This is a genomic window from Rhizobium sp. CCGE531 (assembly GCF_003627795.1).
In the GTDB taxonomy this organism is placed as follows: domain Bacteria; phylum Pseudomonadota; class Alphaproteobacteria; order Rhizobiales; family Rhizobiaceae; genus Rhizobium.
Window position 1 is genome coordinate 1,587,128 of record NZ_CP032684.1, and the last position, 23,442, is coordinate 1,610,569.

The 23,442-nt window shown below is 58.8% G+C and carries 20 protein-coding genes and 1 tRNA gene; 20 read left to right on the forward strand and 1 reads right to left on the reverse strand.

Going from position 1 to position 23,442, the window contains the following annotated elements; genetic code table 11:
* Window positions 1-163: 163 nt before the first annotated feature.
* The 15 genes from tuf (CCGE531_RS07780) to rpoC all read left to right on the forward strand — a co-directional run bounded on the left by tuf (CCGE531_RS07780) (window position 164) and on the right by rpoC (window position 17,600).
* Complete coding sequence (tuf, locus tag CCGE531_RS07780; protein WP_003573803.1) at window positions 164-1,339, forward strand: elongation factor Tu; 1,176 nt, start codon at window positions 164-166, stop codon at window positions 1,337-1,339.
* Window positions 1,340-1,408: 69 nt separating this feature from the next.
* Window positions 1,409-1,918: an AAA family ATPase gene (locus CCGE531_RS07785; RefSeq protein WP_120663668.1), complete on the forward strand. Its 510-nt coding sequence runs from the start codon at window positions 1,409-1,411 to the stop codon at window positions 1,916-1,918.
* Between the two features lie 29 nt (window positions 1,919-1,947).
* A complete protein-coding gene (locus tag CCGE531_RS34645; RefSeq protein WP_205586477.1) occupies window positions 1,948-2,169 on the forward strand; it encodes a hypothetical protein in 222 nt (73 codons plus the stop codon).
* Window positions 2,166-3,059, forward strand: coding sequence for an NAD(P)-dependent oxidoreductase (locus tag CCGE531_RS07795; protein WP_120663670.1), 894 nt, complete (start codon window positions 2,166-2,168; stop codon window positions 3,057-3,059). The genes CCGE531_RS34645 and CCGE531_RS07795 overlap by 4 nt, the downstream gene beginning before the upstream one ends.
* Window positions 3,060-3,384: 325 nt before the next feature.
* Window positions 3,385-4,071 (forward strand): glycosyltransferase, encoded by a 687-nt coding sequence (locus CCGE531_RS07800; RefSeq protein ID WP_120666604.1) that lies wholly within the window; start codon window positions 3,385-3,387, stop codon window positions 4,069-4,071.
* A 5-nt stretch (window positions 4,072-4,076) separates the two neighbouring features.
* Window positions 4,077-4,952 (forward strand): 3-deoxy-manno-octulosonate cytidylyltransferase, encoded by an 876-nt coding sequence (locus CCGE531_RS07805; RefSeq protein WP_205586493.1) that lies wholly within the window; start codon window positions 4,077-4,079, stop codon window positions 4,950-4,952.
* 199 nt (window positions 4,953-5,151) lie between these two features.
* A tRNA-Trp gene (locus tag CCGE531_RS07810) sits at window positions 5,152-5,227 on the forward strand.
* 196 nt (window positions 5,228-5,423) lie between these two features.
* Complete coding sequence (gene secE / locus CCGE531_RS07815) at window positions 5,424-5,624, forward strand: preprotein translocase subunit SecE (RefSeq protein WP_112341906.1); 201 nt, start codon at window positions 5,424-5,426, stop codon at window positions 5,622-5,624.
* An 18-nt stretch (window positions 5,625-5,642) separates the two neighbouring features.
* Window positions 5,643-6,173: a transcription termination/antitermination protein NusG gene (nusG, locus tag CCGE531_RS07820; protein WP_120663671.1), complete on the forward strand. Its 531-nt coding sequence runs from the start codon at window positions 5,643-5,645 to the stop codon at window positions 6,171-6,173.
* Between the two features lie 214 nt (window positions 6,174-6,387).
* Entirely contained in the window at window positions 6,388-6,819 is a 432-nt protein-coding gene (gene rplK / locus CCGE531_RS07825; RefSeq protein ID WP_120663672.1) for a 50S ribosomal protein L11, read from the forward strand.
* A 4-nt stretch (window positions 6,820-6,823) separates the two neighbouring features.
* Window positions 6,824-7,525 (forward strand): 50S ribosomal protein L1, encoded by a 702-nt coding sequence (rplA, locus tag CCGE531_RS07830; RefSeq protein ID WP_120663673.1) that lies wholly within the window; start codon window positions 6,824-6,826, stop codon window positions 7,523-7,525.
* Between the two features lie 328 nt (window positions 7,526-7,853).
* Window positions 7,854-8,372: a 50S ribosomal protein L10 gene (rplJ, locus tag CCGE531_RS07835; protein ID WP_077472949.1), complete on the forward strand. Its 519-nt coding sequence runs from the start codon at window positions 7,854-7,856 to the stop codon at window positions 8,370-8,372.
* A gap of 58 nt (window positions 8,373-8,430) precedes the next feature.
* The gene (gene rplL, locus CCGE531_RS07840) at window positions 8,431-8,811 is read left to right on the forward strand and encodes a 50S ribosomal protein L7/L12 (protein ID WP_120663674.1); all 381 of its coding nucleotides are present in this window, start codon (window positions 8,431-8,433) and stop codon (window positions 8,809-8,811) included.
* A gap of 263 nt (window positions 8,812-9,074) precedes the next feature.
* Window positions 9,075-13,217, forward strand: coding sequence for a DNA-directed RNA polymerase subunit beta (rpoB, locus tag CCGE531_RS07845; RefSeq protein ID WP_120663675.1), 4,143 nt, complete (start codon window positions 9,075-9,077; stop codon window positions 13,215-13,217).
* Between the two features lie 174 nt (window positions 13,218-13,391).
* Window positions 13,392-17,600, forward strand: coding sequence for a DNA-directed RNA polymerase subunit beta' (rpoC, locus tag CCGE531_RS07850; protein ID WP_120663676.1), 4,209 nt, complete (start codon window positions 13,392-13,394; stop codon window positions 17,598-17,600).
* Between the two features lie 114 nt (window positions 17,601-17,714).
* Here rpoC and CCGE531_RS07855 read toward each other — a convergent pair whose 3' ends face one another.
* Window positions 17,715-18,008 carry a transcriptional regulator gene (locus CCGE531_RS07855; protein ID WP_120663677.1) on the reverse strand — a complete coding sequence of 98 codons (294 nt, stop codon included), beginning with the start codon at window positions 18,006-18,008 and terminating at the stop codon, window positions 17,715-17,717.
* A gap of 509 nt (window positions 18,009-18,517) precedes the next feature.
* On the opposite strand from CCGE531_RS07855, the gene rpsL reads away from it, so the two are divergent.
* The 5 genes from rpsL (at window position 18,518) to rpsJ (ending at window position 23,433) form a co-directional block, all read left to right on the forward strand.
* Entirely contained in the window at window positions 18,518-18,889 is a 372-nt protein-coding gene (rpsL, locus tag CCGE531_RS07860) for a 30S ribosomal protein S12 (protein WP_003507760.1), read from the forward strand.
* Between the two features lie 79 nt (window positions 18,890-18,968).
* Window positions 18,969-19,439, forward strand: coding sequence for a 30S ribosomal protein S7 (rpsG, locus tag CCGE531_RS07865; RefSeq protein ID WP_034513449.1), 471 nt, complete (start codon window positions 18,969-18,971; stop codon window positions 19,437-19,439).
* A gap of 30 nt (window positions 19,440-19,469) precedes the next feature.
* Window positions 19,470-21,569: an elongation factor G gene (gene fusA, locus CCGE531_RS07870; protein ID WP_120663678.1), complete on the forward strand. Its 2,100-nt coding sequence runs from the start codon at window positions 19,470-19,472 to the stop codon at window positions 21,567-21,569.
* A 67-nt stretch (window positions 21,570-21,636) separates the two neighbouring features.
* Window positions 21,637-22,812: an elongation factor Tu gene (gene tuf, locus CCGE531_RS07875; protein WP_003573803.1), complete on the forward strand. Its 1,176-nt coding sequence runs from the start codon at window positions 21,637-21,639 to the stop codon at window positions 22,810-22,812.
* Between the two features lie 312 nt (window positions 22,813-23,124).
* The gene (rpsJ, locus tag CCGE531_RS07880; protein ID WP_003547547.1) at window positions 23,125-23,433 is read left to right on the forward strand and encodes a 30S ribosomal protein S10; all 309 of its coding nucleotides are present in this window, start codon (window positions 23,125-23,127) and stop codon (window positions 23,431-23,433) included.
* Window positions 23,434-23,442: the final 9 nt, after the last annotated feature.

The window sequence follows — 23,442 nt, forward strand, 5'->3', positions numbered from 1 at the left end:
CGTGGCGAATGAAAGTCGAAGGCTGCGGAGCATCCGTCATCGACCAGGCTGCGACGGGAATAGGGCCTGCAATTAAGTCTTGCGCAAATGCGATGAAAGCCTTAAACGGCGGCACTAAACCGGTTCGCCGGGGTCACTCATTACGTTCACAGGAAGCATTCAAATGGCAAAGAGTAAGTTTGAGCGCAATAAGCCGCACGTTAACATCGGCACGATCGGGCACGTTGACCACGGCAAGACGTCCTTGACGGCGGCGATCACGAAGTACTTCGGCGAGTTCAAGGCGTATGACCAGATCGACGCCGCTCCGGAAGAAAAGGCGCGCGGCATCACGATCTCGACGGCGCACGTCGAGTATGAGACGCCGGCTCGCCACTATGCGCACGTCGACTGCCCCGGCCACGCCGACTATGTGAAGAACATGATCACCGGTGCCGCACAGATGGACGGCGCGATCCTGGTTTGCTCGGCCGCCGACGGCCCGATGCCGCAGACGCGCGAGCACATCCTGCTTGCCCGCCAGGTTGGCGTTCCGGCGATCGTGGTGTTCCTGAACAAGGTCGACCAGGTTGACGACGCTGAGCTTCTGGAGCTGGTCGAGCTCGAAGTTCGCGAACTTCTGTCGTCCTACGACTTCCCGGGCGACGACATTCCGGTTGTCAAGGGTTCGGCGCTTGCCGCTCTTGAAGATTCGGACAAGAAGATCGGCGAAGACGCGATCCGCGAGCTGATGGCTGCTGTTGACGCCTACATCCCGACGCCTGAGCGTCCGATCGACCAGCCGTTCCTGATGCCGATCGAAGACGTGTTCTCGATCTCCGGCCGTGGTACGGTTGTGACGGGCCGCGTCGAGCGCGGTATCGTCAAGGTTGGCGAAGAAGTCGAGATCGTCGGCATCCGCGCGACGTCGAAGACGACGGTGACCGGCGTTGAAATGTTCCGCAAGCTGCTCGATCAGGGCCAGGCCGGCGACAACATCGGCGCACTGGTTCGCGGCGTGAACCGTGACGGCGTCGAGCGTGGCCAGATTCTGTGCAAGCCGGGTTCTGTCAAGCCGCACAAGAAGTTCATGGCCGAAGCCTACATCCTGACGAAGGAAGAAGGCGGCCGTCATACGCCGTTCTTCACGAACTACCGTCCGCAGTTCTACTTCCGCACGACGGACGTGACTGGCATCGTGACGCTTCCGGAAGGCACGGAAATGGTCATGCCGGGCGACAACGTCACGGTTGCGGTTGAGCTGATCGTTCCGATCGCGATGGAAGAAAAGCTGCGCTTCGCGATCCGCGAAGGCGGCCGTACCGTCGGCGCAGGCATCGTTGCCTCCATCGTCGAGTAATCTTCGGATTATTCCTTTATAAGAGGCCCCGCTGGAAACAGCGGGGCCTTTTCGCATTGGGAGGTATGCATGAGCCTGATCATTCTGACCGGCGCTTCGGGATCGGGAAAGACCGCGATCGCGCAGGCGATCGCCAGGGACCATGCGTCTATGTTAGCCGTCTATCATTTCGACAGTATCGGCGTGCCGTCGCTTGACGCCATGATCCAGGACCATGGTTCGCCCGAGGGCTGGCAGCGGGACAAGACCGTGGAATGGCTAGCGCGGCTTGCGCCACAGATGCGGAAGGGCAGGGCCATTCTTCTCGAAGGGCAGATGCGGCCATCCTTCATCAAGGAGGCAGCGGCGGCGGCCGATATCGGTGACTATCGCCTGTTGCTGATCGATTGCGACGACGCAGCGCGGATTCATCGCTTGGCGGTTGAGCGAGGCCAGCCGGAGCTTGCCGATGCGAACATGATGAACTGGGCGGCCTATCTGCGTCAGGAAGCCCGGAAAAATAGCTGCGAGATCCTCGACACGAGCGATCTTTCGATCGAACAGAGCGTGGATACGGTGCTGAAATATCTGTTCCGGTAGCTCCAATGATATCGTCACCGGACGGTGATATGGCTCTGCGTGAGTTCCGCTTTCGCACGACGCACGGCATCCGCAACGAAATCATTCTTCCCGCCGGTATAATGATCCCAGTCGCCATTTGCCTGTTCGGCGAGCCGGCGTATCTATCCGATTATTTTGCCGGAAGAACCTCCGGTCACCAAGGCTTGTCTTGCGAAATGGGCGCAGGGGCCTATTTATCGCTCGATTTTCCAAGGAGGAGATTTTCATGAAGAAACGTATTTTGTTCACGGGCGGCAGCGGCAAGGCGGGGCGTCACGCGGTTCCATGGCTGGTGAATGCCGGCTATGAGGTTCACAATATCGACCTCGTGCCGCTGAACAGCCCCGGCGTCACCAACCTGCAGGTCGATATCACCGATGCGGGACAAGTATATGATGTCCTGACCATGCATCGCGATTTTCCCGATCTCGACCACGGCAAAGGCGTGCAGCCTTTCGACGCAGTCGTGCATTTCGCCGCCATACCGCGCATCCTGATCAAGCCCGACAATGAGACGTTCCGCATCAACACGATGAGCACCTACAATGTCATCGAGGCGGCCGCGAAGCTCGGCGTGAAGAAGATCATCATTGCCTCCAGCGAGACAACCTATGGCATCTGCTTTGCCGAAGGCCATCGCGACTTCCATCAATTCCCGCTGGAGGAAGATTACGACGTCAACCCGATGGATTCCTACGGCTTGTCCAAGGTCGTGAACGAGAAGACGGCTCGGGCTTTCGCCGAGCGTTTCGGTATCGACATCTACGCGCTGCGCATCGGCAATGTCATCGAGCCGCATGAATATGAGCGCTTTCCGGAATTTTTCGCCAACAGCGAAATCCGCAAGCGCATCGCCTGGAGTTATATCGACGCCCGCGACCTCGGCCAGATCGTCCATCTCTGTATCGGCAAAGATGGTCTCGGTTTCCAGGTGTTCAATGCCGCCAATGATACGGTCTCGGCCAACACGCCGTCGCGCGAGCTTGCCGCGAAGCATTTTCCGAACGTGCTTTTCAACCGCGAGATCGGCGAGTATGAGGGCCTTTTGTCCAACCGCAAGATCCGCGAAGTACTGGGCTTCAAGGAAGAGCATAATTGGCGGAAATATGTGAACGTCTAGGGCTTTGCCTTTGAAACGATCCTCGGCGCTCTCTCGCGGCGCCGGGCGGGGAGAGGGGCAGCTGCGCTGCCTCTCCATTTGTTACGCAGCAAAACCAAAAATGCTTCCCCAAACACTCGACAAATATCGCCGTTTATTTAAGTAGGGTTGCGTTCGCGCAGCATCTCCTAGAGATTGCAGCGCATGGTCCGGTATATCCGCGCCCTTGTTTCGAACCAGCACCCTCCGGCCGACGTGCTTCAAGGGTGAGCAGAGCGCGATTTGCGTCGCGGCGAAAAGATAGTTGCCGGCTGACCTGCATGCGCTCAGCCGTTTCGGAGGTATCATGAAGGATAATGTCGCACGTATTTTTGTCGGTTTCGATTCCAAGGAAGTCGTGGCCTATCACGTCCTGACCCAGAGCATCATCGAGCGCTCGTCGATCCCGGTGGTCTTCTCGCCGATCGTGCTCAACAACCTCGACGGCATCTTCACGCGCGAGCGCAATCCGCTGCAGTCGACCGAGTTTTCCTTCTCGCGCTTCCTCGTGCCCTACCTCAGCGACTATCAGGGCTGGAGCATCTTCATGGATTGCGACATGCTCGCCCGCGCCGATATCGCCGAACTCTGGGCATTGCGTGACGATCGCTACGCGGCCATGTGCGTCAAGCATGATTACCAGCCGAAGATCGAAACCAAGTTCCTCGGCCAGACGCAGACCAAATATGAGAAGAAGAACTGGTCGAGCATGATCCTGTTCAACAATGCCAAGTGCACGGCATTGACGAAGGATTTCGTCAACACGGCAACCGGCCTTCAGCTTCATCAGTTCAAGTGGCTGGAGAATGACGACCAGATCGGTGAAGTTCCGGTCGTCTGGAACTATCTCGTCAACGAATATGACCACCGCGAAGATGCCAAACTCGTGCATTTCACCGACGGTGGCCCGTATTTCGACGAATATCGTAATGACGATTACGCCGAAGAGTGGTTCGCCATGCGAGACCGTATGCTGCACGTCCAGCAGAAGTGAGCGATTTGGATCGAAAGACGACAGGAAACATCGATCTCGGCATACCGGCCGCGGGTTCCGCCGCCGGCCTGAACAGCGCCGACGAGTGGCGGGCCATACTGGCGGGGTTTTCCCATATCGTTCTGGTCGCCAATAGCGACGTCGTCGATATCGCCAACCTGCAGGCGCAGTTTCCGGAGACTGCGCTCTTTGTCTTCTTCAACAAGGTCTACAAGGTCCTCGACCGCCCATTCCATGGACATTCGCTGCTGATCTCGCGCGGCCAGCCGCGCGGGGCCAACATCGTCTATCGCGGCGAGGTGGGCGAGGTCGTGAAATTCTTTCCGAAGGAATATTTCCTCGGCATCATGAATATCCGGCTTGGTCCGGAAGAGAAGCTTAATCCGGCAGCGGATTTCCAGGGTGCGCCGACCGGTCATCTCGATCTGGTCGGCTTCTGCTCCGATTTCTACACGGAAGACAAGACGCCGACGAGCGGCTTTGCCCTGGCGCTCTGGCTCAGCGACCTGAAGCTGCCCGGCGCGATCGTGCTTGCCGGTTTCTCGGCCAGGCGCAGTCAGAAGTGGAGGGTGGTCTCCGCCCATGATTGGAACTTCGAGCAGACGTTTTTGCGCCTGTTTGCCCGGCTCGGAAAAATTACCATCCATGGCGGGGTTGCGCTGAACCCCTATATCAGGCTTGCCCAGCGCTTTACCGAGCTGCCGCAGGCCGAAATTTCGCTGGCTGCGGCGGAAGTGCTGTCGGAACGGCTCGGCAATACGGATGCCGAAGTGGACAAGCTGATCTCACTGACGAATGTGATTCGCTCCACCGATAATTTCCTGCGCCGGCTCAGGCCGAAGTTTCTCAAGCGCAAGCCGAAAGGCTCTTCCGGAGAATAGCGAAGCCGTAGGCGCAGTTTCAGCGGCTTCCCCTCGCAAGTGCGTCCGGCAGCGCAAACATGGCCTGCGCGAAGTTGCGGGTGTGATTGGGAAAAACAAAAAACGCTCTTGCCAATCGTTTCGTCCCGCCGTAAAGGGAGCGCCATGTCTTCGAACTGCTTGGGCGGTCCACCGCTTGAAGCGAATAGTCGAAGGAAGAAGGGGTATAGCTCAGTTGGTAGAGCGGCGGTCTCCAAAACCGCAGGTCGTAGGTTCGAGCCCTGCTGCCCCTGCCATTTTTCTTGATTTGACTGGCGCGTCGTTTTCGCTGCTTCTTGGGTCGAGGATTATGCCGAACTGGCGGCAAAATTTAGAAAACACCGTATTGCCTCTTGTTAAATCGGGAATCGGTGTTTATGTAGGGTTTAACAGACACGCGGTGCGTGGGGCTGATATGTTCAGCTTTACGCGCCGTAATTGCGTGGGCAGTCAATGGCATCCAAAACGAATCCACTAGCGTTTCTGCAGCAGGTGCGCTCCGAGACGTCGAAAATTACTTGGCCCTCACGCCGCGAGACCATGATCTCGACGGTGATGGTGCTTGTCATGGTTGTTTTCGCTTCGCTGTTTTTCTTTGCCGCCGACCAGCTCATTGGCTGGATTCTCGGCTACGTACTGAATACCGGCAATTGATATCGGGTGGAGATGAACATGGCGGCACGTTGGTACATCGTCCACGCTTATTCTAATTTCGAAAAGAAAGTGGCTGAATCCATTGAGGAGAAGGCCAGGCAGAAGGGTCTCGAGCATCTGTTCGAGAGGATCCTTGTGCCGACCGAGAAGGTCGTAGAGGTCCGTCGCGGCCGCAAGGTCGATAGCGAACGCAAGTTCTTCCCGGGTTACGTGCTGGTGCGCGCCAACCTGACGGACGAAGCCTACCACCTAATCAAGAATACGCCGAAGGTGACTGGCTTCCTCGGCTCTGACAATAAGCCCGTTCCGATTCCGGATTATGAAGCCGAGCGCATTCTCGGTCAGGTCCAGGAAGGTGTCGAGCGGCCGAAGGCTTCCGTATCCTTCGAGATCGGCGAGCAGGTCCGCGTTTCCGATGGTCCGTTCGCTTCGTTCAACGGCACGGTTCAGGATGTGGACGAAGAGCGTTCGCGCCTGAAAGTGGAAGTGTCGATTTTCGGCCGCGCTACGCCGGTCGAGCTGGAATACAGTCAAGTCGAGAAAGTTTGATTGTGTCCTTTATGAGGGGTCGGCCTGGCGGCTGACCTTTCGTTTGAGTTTGGATATGAGTAATTGCTTACTTATATCTCGCGGCGAAGCCGCAATCCGCGTGGAAGGATAGGGTCTTAGCCGGGCCTGATGATCCGCACCACGCAACCGCAGCCGCCGGAGCGATCCGGCATTAGTCGACCGGGTAACCGGTCATGTAGAAAGGCAGAGAGAAATGGCTAAGAAAGTTGCAGGCCAGCTCAAGCTGCAGGTCAAGGCCGGCTCGGCGAATCCGTCGCCGCCGATCGGTCCTGCGCTTGGTCAGCGTGGCATTAACATCATGGAATTCTGCAAGGCGTTCAATGCCGCCACGCAGGAAATGGAAAAGGGTATGCCGATCCCGGTCGTCATCACCTACTACCAGGACAAGTCCTTCACCTTCATCATGAAGCAGCCGCCGGTCAGCTACTTCCTGAAGAAGGAAGCGAAGATCCCGTCCGGCTCGAAGACCCCCGGCAAGGGCGCCAAGGCTGGCACCCTCACCAAGGCTCAGGTGAAGTCTATCGCCGAAGCCAAGATGAAGGATCTGAACGCCGCCGATATCGAAGGCGCAATGGCCATGATCGAGGGCTCTGCCCGCGCCATGGGCCTGGAAGTGGTGGGTTAAGACCATGGTAGCAAAGCGTATTCAAAAGATTCGTGAAGGCGTTGATCCGACCAAGCTCTATGCTCTGGATCTGGCCATCAGCATGGTCAAGGAACGTGCCGTCGCCAAGTTCGACGAAACCGTCGAAATCTCGATGAACCTCGGCGTTGACCCGCGTCATGCCGACCAGATGGTTCGCGGCGTCGTCAACCTGCCGAACGGCACCGGCCGTACGGTTCGCGTTGCCGTCTTCGCTCGTGGCGTCAAGGCTGACGAAGCCAAGGCTGCAGGCGCTGACATCGTCGGCGCGGAAGACCTGGTCGAAATCGTTCAGGGCGGCAAGATCGACTTCGATCGCTGCATCGCCACCCCGGACATGATGCCGCTCGTCGGTCGTCTCGGTAAGGTTCTCGGCCCGCGCGGCATGATGCCGAACCCGAAGGTCGGCACCGTCACGATGGACGTCAAGGGTGCTGTCGAAGCATCCAAGGGCGGCGCTGTCGAGTTCCGCGTCGAGAAGGCTGGTATCATCCATGCCGGTATCGGCAAGGCTTCCTTCGACGCCAAGGCTCTGGAAGAAAACATCCGTGCCTTCGCCGACGCCGTCATCAAGGCAAAGCCGGCTGGCGCCAAGGGCAACTACGTCAAGCGCGTAGCGATCTCTTCGACCATGGGTCCGGGCGTCAAGATCGAGCCGTCGACGGTTACGGCGCCGGGCGCCCGATAAGTTCTGCTAGGCCCTGCGCCTGGTATTTTAAGAATTCCCGGCCTTTCGGGGCCGGGATTTCCGGAGAAATCCGGAATTCCTGTCCGAGATTGCAGGTGGTTATCCCTTAATCACTTAAGCCTGCATGAGACGGGTAAGACCCGAATTTTGAAGAAGCATCGCTTCGATGAACTCGGTTCGAGCCTTGGATGCCTTGTGCCTTGGAGCCTTTCGGCTCGAGCGCGAGGGGACAGGATCCTCAAGCGTCGCTTGGGATCTGAATTGATCCCAGGAGGCAAAGGCAACCCGGCAGGTCCGTTAATCCGGTCCTGTCAACTGGAGAAAAGCAGTGGAAAGAGCGGAAAAACGCGAATTCGTCACGGAACTGAACGAAGTCTTCAAGGCTTCGGGCTCGGTTGTCGTGGCCCACTATGCTGGTGCTACAGTCGCTCAGATGAACGATTTTCGTTCCAAGATGCGCGCTGCTGGCGGCACTATCAAAGTCGCGAAGAACCGCCTGGCCAAAATTGCTCTTCAGGGCACCGAAGCGGAAGGGATTTCCAATCTCTTCACCGGTCAGACGCTGATCGCATACAGCACTGATCCGATTACCGCTCCGAAGGTCGTCGTGGATTTCGCCAAGGGCAACGATAAGATCGTTGTTTTGGGCGGCGCCATGGGAACAACAACGCTCAACGCCGAAGGTGTGAAGTCGCTCGCGACCCTGCCTTCGCTGGACGAGCTGCGCGCGAAGCTGCTGGGCATGATCCAGACTCCGGCTACCCGCATCGCAGGTGTTGTTGCAGCGCCGGCAAGTCAGCTTGCTCGCGTGTTCTCGGCCTACGCCAAGAAGGACGAAGCCGCGTAAGGCGGTTTTTCGCTGTTCATAACCAACCAGTTCGAACCGAACAAAAGGAACTACAAAAATGGCTGATCTCGCAAAGATCGTAGACGACCTCTCCTCGCTGACCGTTCTCGAAGCCGCAGAACTGTCCAAGCTTCTCGAAGAAAAGTGGGGCGTTTCCGCCGCTGCTCCGGTAGCTGTTGCTGCCGTTGCCGGTGGTGCTGGCGCCGCTGCTGCCGTTGAAGAAGAAAAGACCGAGTTCGACGTCATCCTCACGGAAGCCGGCGCAAACAAGATCAACGTCATCAAGGAAGTCCGCGCCATCACCGGCCTCGGCCTCAAGGAAGCCAAGGATCTCGTTGAAGCCGCTCCGAAGGCTGTCAAGGAAGCTGTTTCCAAGGCTGAAGCCGCTGACATCAAGAAGAAGCTCGAAGACGCCGGCGCAAAGGTCGACGTCAAGTAAGCTTGAAACTGCTTTTGGGAGGTGGCTTTTTGCCGCCTCCCATTCGCCGTTTTTCTGAACGAATTACCCAAAAGCCGCGGGCAAAACGGCTTTTGGGTAATGGGTTCTTCAAGAGGATGGTCTCAAGCCGAACCGCGACGCAATCCGGCCGAGCGGTTTTTGGTTAGTTAGACGAGATTGAACTACTCATTGATTGATGGGGTCGCCTGGCCAGCGATTCCCGTCCGTTGCAGGCCCGGGTGCAGGATTTTAAAGGAGCGACGATGGCTCAGACCCTTTCTTTCAATGGTCGCAGGCGCGTACGCAAGTTTTTTGGTAAGATTCCCGAAGTCGCGGAGATGCCGAACCTCATCGAGGTCCAAAAGGCGTCCTACGATCAGTTTCTCATGGTCGAAGAACCGAAGGGCGGCCGCCCGGACGAAGGTCTTCAGACTGTCTTCAAGTCGGTGTTCCCGATCACCGATTTCTCCGGCGCTTCCATGCTGGAGTTCGTTTCCTATGAGTTCGAGCCGCCGAAGTTCGACGTCGATGAGTGCCGCCAGCGCGACCTGACCTATGCAGCGCCGCTGAAGGTGACCCTCCGTCTGATCGTGTTCGATATCGATGAGGATACCGGCGCGAAGTCCATCAAGGACATCAAGGAACAGAGCGTCTACATGGGCGACATGCCGCTCATGACGAACAACGGTACCTTCATCGTGAACGGCACCGAGCGCGTCATCGTCTCCCAGATGCACCGTTCGCCTGGCGTCTTCTTCGATCACGACAAGGGCAAGAGCCATTCTTCCGGCAAGCTGCTCTTTGCCGCTCGCGTCATCCCGTATCGTGGCTCCTGGCTCGATATCGAATTCGACGCCAAGGACATCGTCTACGCCCGTATCGACCGTCGCCGCAAGATTCCGGTGACGTCGCTCCTGATGGCGCTCGGCATGGATGGCGAAGAAATCCTGTCGACCTTCTATACGAAATCGCTCTACGAGCGCTCCGGCAATGGCTGGCGCATTCCCTTCAAGGCGGAAACGCTGAAGGGCGCCAAGACCGTTACCGACATGATCGACGCCGACACCGGCGAAGTCGTTGTCGAGGGCGGCAAGAAGCTGACGCCGCGCCTGCTGCGTCAGCTGCAGGACAAGGGCCTGAAGGCCCTCAAGGCGACGGACGAAGAGCTTTACGGCCTCTTCCTCGCGGAAGACATCGTCAACTTCCAGACCGGCGAGATCTATCTCGAAGCCGGCGACGAAATCGACGAGAAGACCCTGCCGGTCATCCTGAAGGCCGGCTTTGAAGAAATCCCGATTCTCGGCATCGACCACATCAACGTCGGCGCCTACATCCGCAACACGCTGTCTGCGGACAAGAACGAGAACCGTCAGGACGCCCTGTTCGACATCTACCGCGTGATGCGTCCGGGTGAACCGCCGACCATGGAATCGGCCGAAGCCATGTTCAACTCGCTGTTCTTCGATGCGGAGCGTTACGACCTCTCCGCCGTCGGCCGCGTGAAGATGAACATGCGCCTCGACCTTGACGTCGAAGACACCGTCCGTGTCCTGCGCAAGGACGACATCCTGGCCGTGGTCAGGATGCTTGTGGAATTGCGCGACGGCAAGGGCGAGATCGACGACATCGACAACCTCGGCAACCGCCGTGTCCGTTCGGTCGGCGAGCTGATGGAAAATCAGTATCGTCTCGGCCTGCTGCGCATGGAGCGTGCGATCAAGGAACGCATGTCCTCGATCGAAATCGACACGGTCATGCCGCAGGATCTGATCAACGCCAAGCCGGCCGCCGCCGCTGTTCGCGAATTCTTCGGCTCCTCGCAGCTGTCGCAGTTCATGGACCAGGTGAACCCGCTTTCGGAAATCACCCACAAGCGCCGTCTTTCGGCTCTTGGTCCGGGTGGTCTGACCCGCGAGCGCGCCGGCTTCGAAGTCCGCGACGTGCATCCGACGCACTACGGTCGTATTTGCCCGATCGAAACGCCGGAAGGTCCGAACATCGGTCTCATCAACTCGCTAGCGACCTTTGCCCGCGTCAACAAGTACGGCTTCATCGAAAGCCCTTATCGCCGCATCATCGACGGTAAGGTGACCAACGACGTGCTCTACCTCTCTGCCATGGAAGAGGCGAAGTACTACGTTGCCCAGGCCAACGCCGAGCTCGACGTCGACGGCTCCTTCATCGAGGAATTCGTCGTCTGCCGTCATGCCGGCGAAGTCATGCTCGCTCCGCGCGACAACATCAACCTGATGGACGTCTCGCCGAAGCAGCTGGTTTCGGTCGCCGCCGCTCTGATCCCGTTCCTGGAAAACGACGACGCCAACCGCGCTCTCATGGGCTCGAACATGCAGCGTCAGGCCGTGCCGCTTCTGCGTGCCGAAGCCCCGTTCGTCGGCACCGGCATGGAGCCGGTCGTCGCGCGTGACTCCGGTGCTGCTATCGGTGCCCGCCGTGGCGGCGTGGTCGACCAGGTCGACGCGACGCGTATCGTTATCCGCGCCACCGAAGACCTCGATCCGTCGAAGTCGGGTGTCGATATCTATCGCCTGATGAAGTTCCAGCGTTCGAACCAGAACACCTGCGTCAACCAGCGTCCGCTGGTCACCGTCGGTGACGTGGTCAACCGGGGCGACATCCTGGCAGACGGTCCGTCGACCGACCTCGGCGATCTGGCTCTCGGCCGCAACGTGCTCGTCGCGTTCATGCCGTGGAACGGCTACAACTACGAAGACTCGATCCTGCTCTCCGAGCGTATCGTTGCCGACGACGTGTTCACCTCCATTCACATCGAGGAATTCGAAGTGATGGCGCGCGACACCAAGCTCGGTCCGGAAGAAATCACCCGCGATATTCCGAACGTTTCGGAAGAGGCGCTGAAGAACCTGGACGAAGCCGGCATCGTTTACATTGGCGCCGAAGTTCAGCCGGGCGATATTCTCGTCGGCAAGATCACGCCGAAGGGCGAAAGCCCGATGACGCCGGAAGAAAAGCTCCTGCGCGCCATCTTCGGTGAAAAGGCGTCCGACGTTCGCGATACCTCCATGCGCATGCCGCCCGGCACCTACGGTACGGTCGTCGAAGTTCGCGTCTTCAATCGCCACGGCGTTGAGAAGGACGAGCGCGCCATGGCGATCGAGCGCGAAGAGATCGAGCGTCTCGCCAAGGACCGCGACGACGAGCAGGCGATCCTCGACCGCAACGTCTACGGCCGCCTGGTCGAGATGCTGCGCGGTCAGGTTGCTCTTGCTGGTCCGAAGGGCTTCAAGAAGGGCACCGAACTGTCGAACGCCGTCGTTTCGGAATATCCGCGTTCGCAATGGTGGATGTTCGCCGTCGAGGACGAAAAGGTCCAGGGCGAGCTGGAAGCCCTGCGTGGTCAGTACGACGAATCCAAGTCGCGCCTTGAACAGCGCTTCATGGACAAGGTCGAGAAGGTCCAGCGCGGCGACGAAATGCCTCCGGGCGTCATGAAGATGGTCAAGGTCTTCGTCGCTGTGAAGCGCAAGATCCAGCCGGGCGACAAGATGGCCGGCCGTCACGGCAACAAGGGCGTGGTATCGCGCATTGTTCCGGTGGAAGACATGCCGTTCCTGGAAGACGGCACGCATGTCGACATCGTGCTGAACCCGCTCGGCGTGCCCTCGCGCATGAACGTCGGTCAGATCCTCGAGACGCACCTCGGCTGGGCTTGCGCCGGCATGGGCCGTCAGATCGGCGATCTGATCGAGGCCTATAAGGCAAGCGGCAACATCGAACCTCTGCGTCAGACGATCGATATGGTCGTTGGCGACGGTCCGAAGAGCGATGACGTTCACGAATATGACGACGCTTCGGTTCTGCGTCTGGCCGATCAGTGGAAGCGTGGCGTGTCCATCGCGACCCCGGTCTTCGACGGCGCCGGCGAAGCCGACGTCAACGAGATGCTGGCAATGGCAGGTCTGAAGCAGACCGGCCAGTCGACGCTGTACGACGGACGTACCGGCGAACAGTTCGACCGTCAGGTCACGGTTGGCTACATCTACATGCTGAAGCTGAACCACCTTGTCGACGACAAGATCCACGCCCGTTCGATCGGTCCGTACTCGCTCGTCACCCAGCAGCCGCTGGGCGGCAAGGCACAGTTCGGCGGTCAGCGCTTCGGCGAAATGGAAGTCTGGGCGCTCGAAGCTTACGGTGCGGCCTACACGCTGCAGGAAATGCTCACGGTCAAGTCGGACGACGTGGCCGGCCGCACCAAGGTCTACGAAGCCATTGTTCGTGGCGACGACACCTTCGAAGCGGGCATTCCGGAAAGCTTCAACGTTCTCGTCAAGGAAATGCGCTCGCTGGGCCTCAGCGTCGAACTGGAAAATTCCAAGGTCGACGATCTGCAGACGGCAAGCCAGCTTCCGGACGCAGCCGAGTAAAAGCCTGTCGAGTGCGCGCTGTCGGTCAGCGCGCACTCTTGGAATATTGCAGCGCCGTCGGCGTCCTCTCGGATGCATGGCGCCGCAAGGCGGTTTTAAAGCGTCAGTCCGGTTCCCGGGATTTGCCGGCACTGTTCGCAATTCGAGGGCGTTTCGCCCCTAAAGGAGATAGGCATGAACCAAGAGGTCATGAATCTTTTCAATCCGCAGGTGCCTGCGCAGAATTTCGATTCCATCCGGATTTCGATTGCGTCTCCGGAGAAGATTCTTTCCTGGTCTTATGGCGAGATCAAGAAGCCGGAAACGATCAACTATCGTACGTTCAAGCCGGAACGCGATGGTCTTTTCTGCGCGCGAATCTTCGGACCGATCAAGGACTACGAGTGCCTGTGCGGCAAGTACAAGCGCATGAAGTACAAAGGCATCATCTGCGAAAAGTGCGGCGTCGAAGTCACGCTGTCGCGCGTTCGCCGTGAGCGCATGGGCCATATCGAGCTTGCAGCTCCCGTTGCCCACATCTGGTTCCTGAAGTCGCTTCCGTCGCGCATTTCGACGCTGCTCGACATGACGCTGAAGGATGTGGAGCGCGTTCTCTACTTCGAAAACTACATCGTCACCGAGCCGGGCCTGACCGCTCTGAAGGAGCATCAGCTTCTCTCGGAAGAAGAGTACATGCTCGCCGTCGACGAATATGGCGAAGACCAGTTCACCGCCATGATCGGCGCTGAAGCGATCTACGAGATGCTGGCCAGCATGCAGCTCGAAAAGATCGCCGGCGACCTGCGCTCCGAGCTTGCCGAGACGACGTCGGATCTCAAGCAGAAGAAGCTGATGAAGCGCCTGAAGATCGTCGAGAACTTCATGGAGTCGGGCAATCGTCCGGAATGGATGATCATGAAGGTCGTCCCGGTCATCCCGCCGGACCTGCGCCCGCTGGTTCCGCTCGATGGCGGCCGCTTCGCGACCTCGGATCTGAACGATCTGTATCGCCGCGTCATCAACCGTAACAATCGTCTGAAGCGCCTCATCGAACTGCGCGCTCCGGGCATCATCATCCGTAACGAAAAGCGCATGCTGCAGGAATCTGTCGATGCGCTGTTCGACAACGGCCGCCGTGGCCGCGTCATCACCGGCGCCAACAAGCGTCCGCTGAAGTCGCTGTCCGACATGCTCAAGGGCAAGCAGGGCCGCTTCCGTCAGAACTTGCTCGGCAAGCGCGTCGACTATTCCGGTCGTTCGGTCATCGTGACCGGTCCGGAGTTGAAGCTGCATCAGTGCGGCCTGCCGAAGAAGATGGCGCTCGAGCTGTTCAAGCCGTTCATCTACGCCCGCCTCGACGCGAAGGGTTATTCCTCGACCGTCAAGCAGGCCAAGAAGCTGGTCGAAAAGGAAAAGCCGGAAGTCTGGGATATCCTCGACGAGGTCATCCGCGAGCATCCGGTTCTCTTGAACCGCGCACCGACGCTGCACCGCCTGGGCATCCAGGCCTTCGAACCCATGCTGGTCGAAGGCAAGGCTATCCAGCTGCATCCGCTCGTCTGCACGGCCTTCAACGCCGACTTCGACGGCGACCAGATGGCTGTTCACGTGCCGCTCTCGCTGGAAGCCCAGCTTGAAGCCCGCGTGCTGATGATGTCGACCAACAACATTCTGCATCCGGCAAACGGCGCGCCGATCATCGTTCCCTCGCAGGACATGGTTCTCGGCCTGTACTACCTGTCGATCCTGAACCAGAACGAGCCGGGCGAAGGCATGGCCTTCTCCGACCTCGGCGAACTGCATCACGCCCTCGAAAACAAGGTTGTGACGCTGCACTCGAAGATCCGCGGCCGCTTCAAGTCGGTCGGCGAAGATGGGAAGCCATATTCGAAGATCTACGAAACCACGCCTGGCCGCCTGCTGATCGGCGAACTGCTGCCGAAGCACGGCAAGGTGACCTTCGACATCTGCAACCAGGAAATGACCAAGAAGAACATCTCGAAGATGATCGACACGGTCTACCGTCATTGCGGTCAGAAGGACACGGTCATTTTCTGCGACCGTATCATGCAGCTCGGCTTCTCCCATGCCTGCCGCGCCGGCATTTCGTTCGGCAAGGACGACATGGTCATCCCGGATACGAAGGTCAAGATCGTCGGCGATACCGAAGCACTCGTGAAGGAATACGAGCAGCAGTACAATGACGGCCTGATCACCCAGGGCGAAAAGTACAACAAGGTCGTCGACGCCTGGGGCAAGGCCACGGAAAAGGTCGCCGAAGAAATGATGGCCCGTATTAAGGCCGTCGAATTCGACGAAGCGACTGGTCGCCAGAAGCCGATGAACTCGATCTACATGATGAGCCACTCGGGTGCTCGTGGTTCGCCGAACCAGATGCGTCAGCTGGGCGGCATGCGCGGCCTCATGGCCAAGCCGTCAGGCGAAATCATCGAGACGCCGATCATCTCGAACTTCAAGGAAGGCTTGACCGTTAACGAGTACTTCAACTCGACCCACGGTGCCCGTAAGGGTCTGGCCGACACCGCCTTGAAGACCGCAAACTCCGGTTACCTGACCCGCCGTCTCGTCGACGTCGCGCAGGATTGCATCGTCACGCATGTCGATTGCGGCACGGAGAATGGCCTCACCATGACCGCCATCGTCGATGCCGGTCAGGTCGTCGCCTCGATCGGCGCCCGCATCCTTGGTCGTACGGCGCTTGACGATATCGATCATCCGATCACGGGTGAGCGCATCGTCGATGCCGGCCGGATGATCCTGGAGCCTGATGTCATCGAGATCGAGAAGGCTGGTATCCAGTCGATCCGTATCCGTTCGGCACTGACCTGCGAAATCCAGACCGGCGTCTGCGGTGTCTGCTACGGCCGCGACCTGGCTCGCGGTACGCCAGTCAACCTCGGTGAAGCTGTCGGCGTTATCGCCGCGCAGTCGATCGGTGAGCCTGGCACGCAGCTGACCATGCGTACCTTCCACTTGGGCGGTACTGCGACCGTGGTCGACCAGTCGTTCCTGGAAGCCTCTTACGAAGGCACCGTTCAGATCAAGAACCGCAACATGCTGCGTAACTCCGAAGGCAATCTCGTTGCCATGGGTCGTAACATGGCGGTGCAGATCCTGGACGAGCGTGGCGTCGAGCGTTCCTCGCAGCGCGTCGCCTACGGTTCGAAGCTCCACGTCGACGAAGGCGACAAGGTCAAGCGTGGCCAGCGTCTGGCGGAATGGGATCCGTATACCCGTCCGATGATGACGGAAGTGGCCGGTACGGTTCACTTCGAAGACGTCGTCGATGGCCTCTCGGTTCTCGAAGCGACGGACGAATCCACCGGCATCACCAAGCGTCAGGTTATTGACTGGCGCTCGACGCCGCGCGGCTCCGATCTGAAGCCGGCGATCGTCATCAAGGACGCCAGCGGCAATGTCGCCAAGCTGTCGCGTGGCGGCGAAGCCCGCTTCCTGCTCTCGGTCGAAGCGATCCTGTCGGTCGAGCCGGGGACGAAGGTGTCGCAGGGTGACGTTCTCGCCCGTTCGCCGCTGGAAAGCGCCAAGACCAAGGACATCACCGGTGGTCTGCCGCGTGTTGCCGAACTGTTCGAAGCCCGTCGTCCGAAGGACCACGCCATCATCGCTGAGATCGATGGTACGATCCGCCTCGGCCGCGACTACAAGAACAAGCGTCGCGTCATCATCGAGCCGGCGGAAGACGGTGTCGAGCCGGTCGAGTACCTGATCCCGAAGGGCAAGCCCTTCCACCTTCAGGACGGCGACTATATCGAAAAGGGTGATTATATCCTTGACGGTAACCCGGCTCCGCACGACATCCTGGCGATTAAGGGCGTGGAGGCTTTGGCTTCCTACCTGGTCAACGAAATCCAGGAAGTCTACCGCTTGCAGGGCGTTGTCATCAACGACAAGCACATCGAGGTGATTGTTCGTCAGATGCTGCAGAAGGTAGAGATCACCGATGCGGGCGACAGCCAGTACATCGTCGGTGACAACGTCGATCGTATCGAACTCGACGACATGAACGATACGCTGATCGAAGAAGGCAAGAAGCCGGCCTACGGCGATCCGGTCCTGCTCGGCATCACCAAGGCATCGCTACAGACGCCGTCCTTCATCTCGGCCGCTTCCTTCCAGGAAACGACAAAGGTGCTGACCGAAGCTGCTATCGCCGGCAAGACCGACGGTCTGCAGGGTCTGAAGGAAAACGTCATTGTCGGCCGTCTTATCCCGGCCGGTACTGGCGGTACCATGACGCAGATCCGCCGCATCGCCACGGCGCGCGACGAGCTCATCCTGGAAGAGCGTCGCAAGGGCACGGGTGCCGGCGTCGCAACGCCGATGCTGCAGGATCTCGCCAGCGAGAACAGCCCGGCCGAGTAATCGGTACCGAAGCGAGAGAAATGAAAACCGCCCGGAGCGATCCGGGCGGTTTCTTTTTTTGCTTAGCGTGAAATCGAATAGGCGAGGGCGGTTGGCCTCCGCCGGGCGGTTCCGTCAGCGGAAGCGGATGATGGCGACTTCGCCCTCGAGTGCGCCCTGATAGGCGGAGGCGTGCGGCTCCTCGTCCGGGATGTCTGTCAGCAGGCCGATCTGGTCGAGGTCGGCCTCGATGAAGCCTTCCTCGGCAAGTGCGTTGAGTGCCTCGCGCACGGCGGTATCGTCATCCGGCGCTTTCAGCATGACATGCAGGTCAATGCCTTCGCCGCCGTCGGTCTCGTAGCCTTTGCCGATGATGATGAAGACCATGGGGCCGTCGGAATTGTTGTCGTTGTCTGGCGTAGTAATCATCATACTTCCTTCGGGACTGTCGAATCGGCCCGGCGATTCCCGGCGGTCGCCTCGGGTCGTCGGGTGGAATTACCTTTCAGTGATTCCTTATAGGGATTTTGGCGAAATACCAAAGTCCATCTTGCCGAAGGGGCGGCATTTCCGTATCCCATGCGTCAAATGGCTGGTTTGCCCGGCCTTTCAGGCCTTTGTGACAAAGATAATTTCTTAACCGGCCTTGACGAACCGGCGGGAAACCAGTAGTACCGCCGCCATCGGAACCCATGTGAGGCATGGCTGTTCGGGGCGACTCGCCCTGGAGTTCACCTCAAACAAGGTTCTAAACGCACGTTGAAGACACGAATGCTGCACGCAAGACGCCATTTTCGGCGTCCTCTGCTTTTCTGTGGTCCATCTGCGAAAGCGGATCGGGCCACGTTTTGCGCATTGAGACGAACGTGTGTCGTTGCCGGTGACGGCGAGAGTCATGCCCGTAAGGGTGTCGAGATAGATTTACAAGGGATGGTTGAATGCCTACCGTAAACCAGCTGATCCGCAAGCCTCGCCAGGCGCAGGTAAAGCGTAATAAGGTTCCTGCTCTTCAGGAGAACCCGCAGAAGCGCGGCGTTTGCACCCGCGTCTACACGACGACGCCGAAGAAGCCGAACTCGGCTCTGCGTAAGGTCGCAAAGATCCGCCTGACCAACGGCTTCGAAGTCATTGGTTACATTCCGGGTGAAGGTCACAACCTTCAGGAACACTCTGTCGTCATGATCCGTGGCGGCCGCGTTAAGGACCTTCCGGGTGTCCGTTATCACATCATCCGCGGCGTTCTCGATACCCAGGGTGTCAAGAACCGCAAGCAGCGCCGTTCGAAGTACGGTGCGAAGCGTCCGAAGTAATTCGGTTTTAGATAAACCGGCGCTGCGCGAGGTTCTCCGCGTGGTAAAGCGCCGCTAACAGTTGAGAGACGAGAAGTACATGTCCAGACGTCACAGAGCAGAAAAGCGCGAGATCAACCCGGACCCGAAGTTCGGCGATCTGGTTGTTACCAAGTTCATGAATGCCATCATGCTCGACGGCAAGAAGTCCGTAGCTGAAAACATCGTATACGGCGCATTCGACGCCGTGCAGGGCAAGGCAAAGCAGGAGCCGCTCGGCGTGTTCCATCAGGCTTTGGATAACATCGCTCCGCACGTTGAAGTTCGTTCGCGCCGCGTTGGTGGTGCTACGTACCAGGTTCCGGTCGATGTTCGTCCGGAGCGCCGTCAGGCTCTGGCCATTCGCTGGCTGATCGCTGCTGCTCGCAAGCGTAACGAAACGACGATGGTCGATCGCCTCAGTGGCGAACTTCTCGATGCCTCCAACAACCGCGGCGCTGCCGTTAAGAAGCGCGAAGACACGCACAAGATGGCTGATGCCAACCGTGCGTTCTCGCATTATCGCTGGTAATCCCGAACGGTTTCGGAAAGGCAGTCCATTATGGCTCGCGAATATAAAATCGAAGACTACCGCAATTTCGGTATCATGGCGCATATCGACGCCGGTAAGACCACCACCACCGAGCGTATTCTTTACTACACCGGCAAGTCGCACAAGATCGGCGAAGTGCACGACGGTGCGGCCACCATGGACTGGATGGAGCAGGAACAGGAGCGTGGCATCACGATCACCTCCGCTGCCACCACGACCTACTGGAAGGGCCGCGACGGCAAGACCCGCCGCTTCAACATCATCGACACCCCCGGCCACGTCGACTTCACCATCGAAGTCGAGCGTTCGCTGCGCGTTCTCGATGGCGCCATCGCTCTGCTCGATGCCAACGCAGGCGTTGAGCCGCAGACGGAAACCGTCTGGCGTCAGGCTGAGAAGTATCATGTTCCACGCATGATCTTCTGCAACAAGATGGACAAGACCGGCGCTGACTTCTACCGCTCTGTCGAGATGATCAAGACCCGCCTCGGCGCCATCGCCGTTGTCATGCAGTTGCCGATCGGTGCGGAAACCGAATTCAAGGGCGTTGTCGATCTGATCGAGATGAATGCTCTCATCTGGCGCGACGAATCGCTCGGCGCTCAGTGGGATGTGGTCGAAATCCCGGAAGACATGAAGGCAAAGGCAGCCGAGTACCGCGAAAAGCTGATCGAGGCCGTTGTCGACATCGACGAAGCCGCGACTGAAGCCTATCTGGAAGGTATTCTGCCTGACAACGATCAGATCCGTGCGCTCGTTCGCCGCGGCACGATCGACGTCAAGTTCCATCCGATGTTCTGCGGCACTGCCTTCAAGAACAAGGGTGTACAGCCGCTGCTCGACGCCGTTGTCGACTATTTGCCGTCGCCGCTCGACATTCCGGCGATCAAGGGTATCGACGTCAAGACCGAAGCTGAGATCGAGCGTCATCCTGATGACAGCGAGCCGCTTTCCATGCTCGCCTTCAAGATCATGAACGACCCCTTCGTCGGTTCGCTGACCTTCGCCCGCATCTACTCCGGCAAGCTTGAAAAGGGCACGTCGGTCATGAATACGGTCAAGGACAAGCGCGAGCGTGTCGGCCGTATGCTGCAGATGCACTCGAACTCGCGTGAAGACATCGAAGAAGCTTTCGCTGGCGACATCGTCGCTCTGGCCGGCCTCAAGGAAACCACCACTGGCGATACGCTCTGCGACCCGTTGAAGCCGGTTATCCTCGAGCGCATGGAATTCCCCGAGCCGGTCATTCAGATCGCCATCGAGCCGAAGACCAAGGGCGACCAGGAAAAGATGGGCCTCGCGCTCAACCGTCTGGCTGCCGAGGATCCGTCCTTCCGCGTAAAGACGGACCAGGAATCGGGCCAAACGATCATCGCCGGTATGGGTGAGCTTCACCTCGACATCATCGTCGATCGTATGCGTCGTGAATTCAAGGTCGAAGCAACTGTCGGCGCGCCGCAGGTTGCCTACCGCGAAACCATCACGCGTCAGACGGAAAAGGACTACACCCACAAGAAGCAGTCGGGTGGTACTGGTCAGTTCGCTCGCGTCAAGATCGTGTTCGAACCGAACCCGGAAGGCGACGACTTCAAGTTCGAGTCGAAGATCGTCGGTGGTTCTGTTCCGAAGGAATACGTCCCGGGCGTTCAGAAGGGCATCGAGAGCGTTCTGTCTTCGGGTCCGCTGGCTGGCTTCCCGATGCTCGGCGTCAAGGCGACGCTCATCGATGGTGCCTTCCACGACGTCGACTCGTCGGTTCTGGCCTTCGAAATTGCTTCGCGCGCTTGCTTCCGTGAAGCAGCCCGCGAAGCAGGCGCCCAGCTCCTCGAGCCGATGATGAAGGTCGAAGTCGTGACGCCGGAAGATTACGTCGGCGACGTCATTGGCGACCTGAACTCCCGTCGTGGCCAGATCCAGGGCCAGGAAAGCCGCGGTATCGCCGTTGTCATCAACGCGAACGTCCCGCTGGCGAACATGTTCAAGTACGTCGATAACCTGCGTTCGATGTCTCAGGGTCGTGCACAGTACACGATGACCTTCGATCATTACGCGCCGGTTCCGTCGAACGTCGCACAGGAAATCCAGGCAAAGTATTCCGGTCAGAAGTGACCGGAATACCAATTGACCGATAACAAGAATTGATCCCCTCGGGGACAGGAAAAATGGAGAGCCGAAAATGGCAAAGAGTAAGTTTGAGCGCAATAAGCCGCACGTTAACATCGGCACGATCGGGCACGTTGACCACGGCAAGACGTCCCTGACGGCGGCGATCACGAAGTACTTCGGCGAGTTCAAGGCGTATGACCAGATCGACGCCGCTCCGGAAGAAAAGGCGCGCGGCATCACGATCTCGACGGCGCACGTCGAGTATGAGACGCCGGCTCGCCACTATGCGCACGTCGACTGCCCCGGCCACGCCGACTATGTGAAGAACATGATCACCGGTGCCGCACAGATGGACGGCGCGATCCTGGTTTGCTCGGCCGCCGACGGCCCGATGCCGCAGACGCGCGAGCACATCCTGCTTGCCCGCCAGGTTGGCGTTCCGGCGATCGTGGTGTTCCTGAACAAGGTCGACCAGGTTGACGACGCTGAGCTTCTGGAGCTGGTCGAGCTCGAAGTTCGCGAACTTCTGTCGTCCTACGACTTCCCGGGCGACGACATTCCGGTTGTCAAGGGTTCGGCGCTTGCCGCTCTTGAAGATTCGGACAAGAAGATCGGCGAAGACGCGATCCGCGAGCTGATGGCTGCTGTTGACGCCTACATCCCGACGCCTGAGCGTCCGATCGACCAGCCGTTCCTGATGCCGATCGAAGACGTGTTCTCGATCTCCGGCCGTGGTACGGTTGTGACGGGCCGCGTCGAGCGCGGTATCGTCAAGGTTGGCGAAGAAGTCGAGATCGTCGGCATCCGCGCGACGTCGAAGACGACGGTGACCGGCGTTGAAATGTTCCGCAAGCTGCTCGATCAGGGCCAGGCCGGCGACAACATCGGCGCACTGGTTCGCGGTGTGAACCGTGACGGCGTCGAGCGTGGCCAGATTCTGTGCAAGCCGGGCTCTGTCAAGCCGCACAAGAAGTTCATGGCCGAAGCCTACATCCTGACGAAGGAAGAAGGCGGCCGTCATACGCCGTTCTTCACGAACTACCGTCCGCAGTTCTACTTCCGCACGACGGACGTGACTGGCATCGTGACGCTTCCGGAAGGCACGGAAATGGTCATGCCGGGCGACAACGTCACGGTAGCGGTTGAGCTGATCGTTCCGATCGCGATGGAAGAAAAGCTGCGCTTCGCGATCCGCGAAGGCGGCCGTACCGTCGGCGCAGGCATCGTTGCTTCGATCGTCGAGTAATTCGAAGGCGGCCACTCCATCCGAGTGGCCGATTCGATGACAATAATATGATGCAAGCGGCGGTAGCCGCTTGCTTATGACATGGAAATGTTGCAAATGGCGCGCGAGCGCGATTTGAGCACTGCTTCGCATATAGCGAAGCGGCCAATGCGATTAACAATGAAGGTGGGCCGAAAGGTCTGAAGAGTGGATGGGGATTCCGTAGCCGGCGTCCCTCTCGATCTTTGAAACCGGTGATCCGCCTTAGGAAAAGAACAATCCGTGCCCTTTTTGAGCGGCACGCGAGATAACAAAACACAAGGATAACGTCGAATGAACGGCCAAAATATCCGCATTCGCCTGAAGGCGTTCGATCACCGGATTCTCGATGCTTCCACGCGCGAGATCGTGTCGACGGCGAAGCGCACCGGTGCTAGTGTCCGGGGCCCCGTTCCGCTTCCGACCCGTATCGAGAAGTTCACGGTCAACCGGTCCCCGCACATCGACAAGAAGAGCCGCGAGCAGTTCGAGATGCGCACGCATAAGCGCCTTCTCGACATCGTTGACCCGACCCCGCAGACGGTAGACGCGCTGATGAAGCTCGATCTCGCCGCCGGTGTCGATGTTGAGATCAAGCTCTGAGACCTGGTT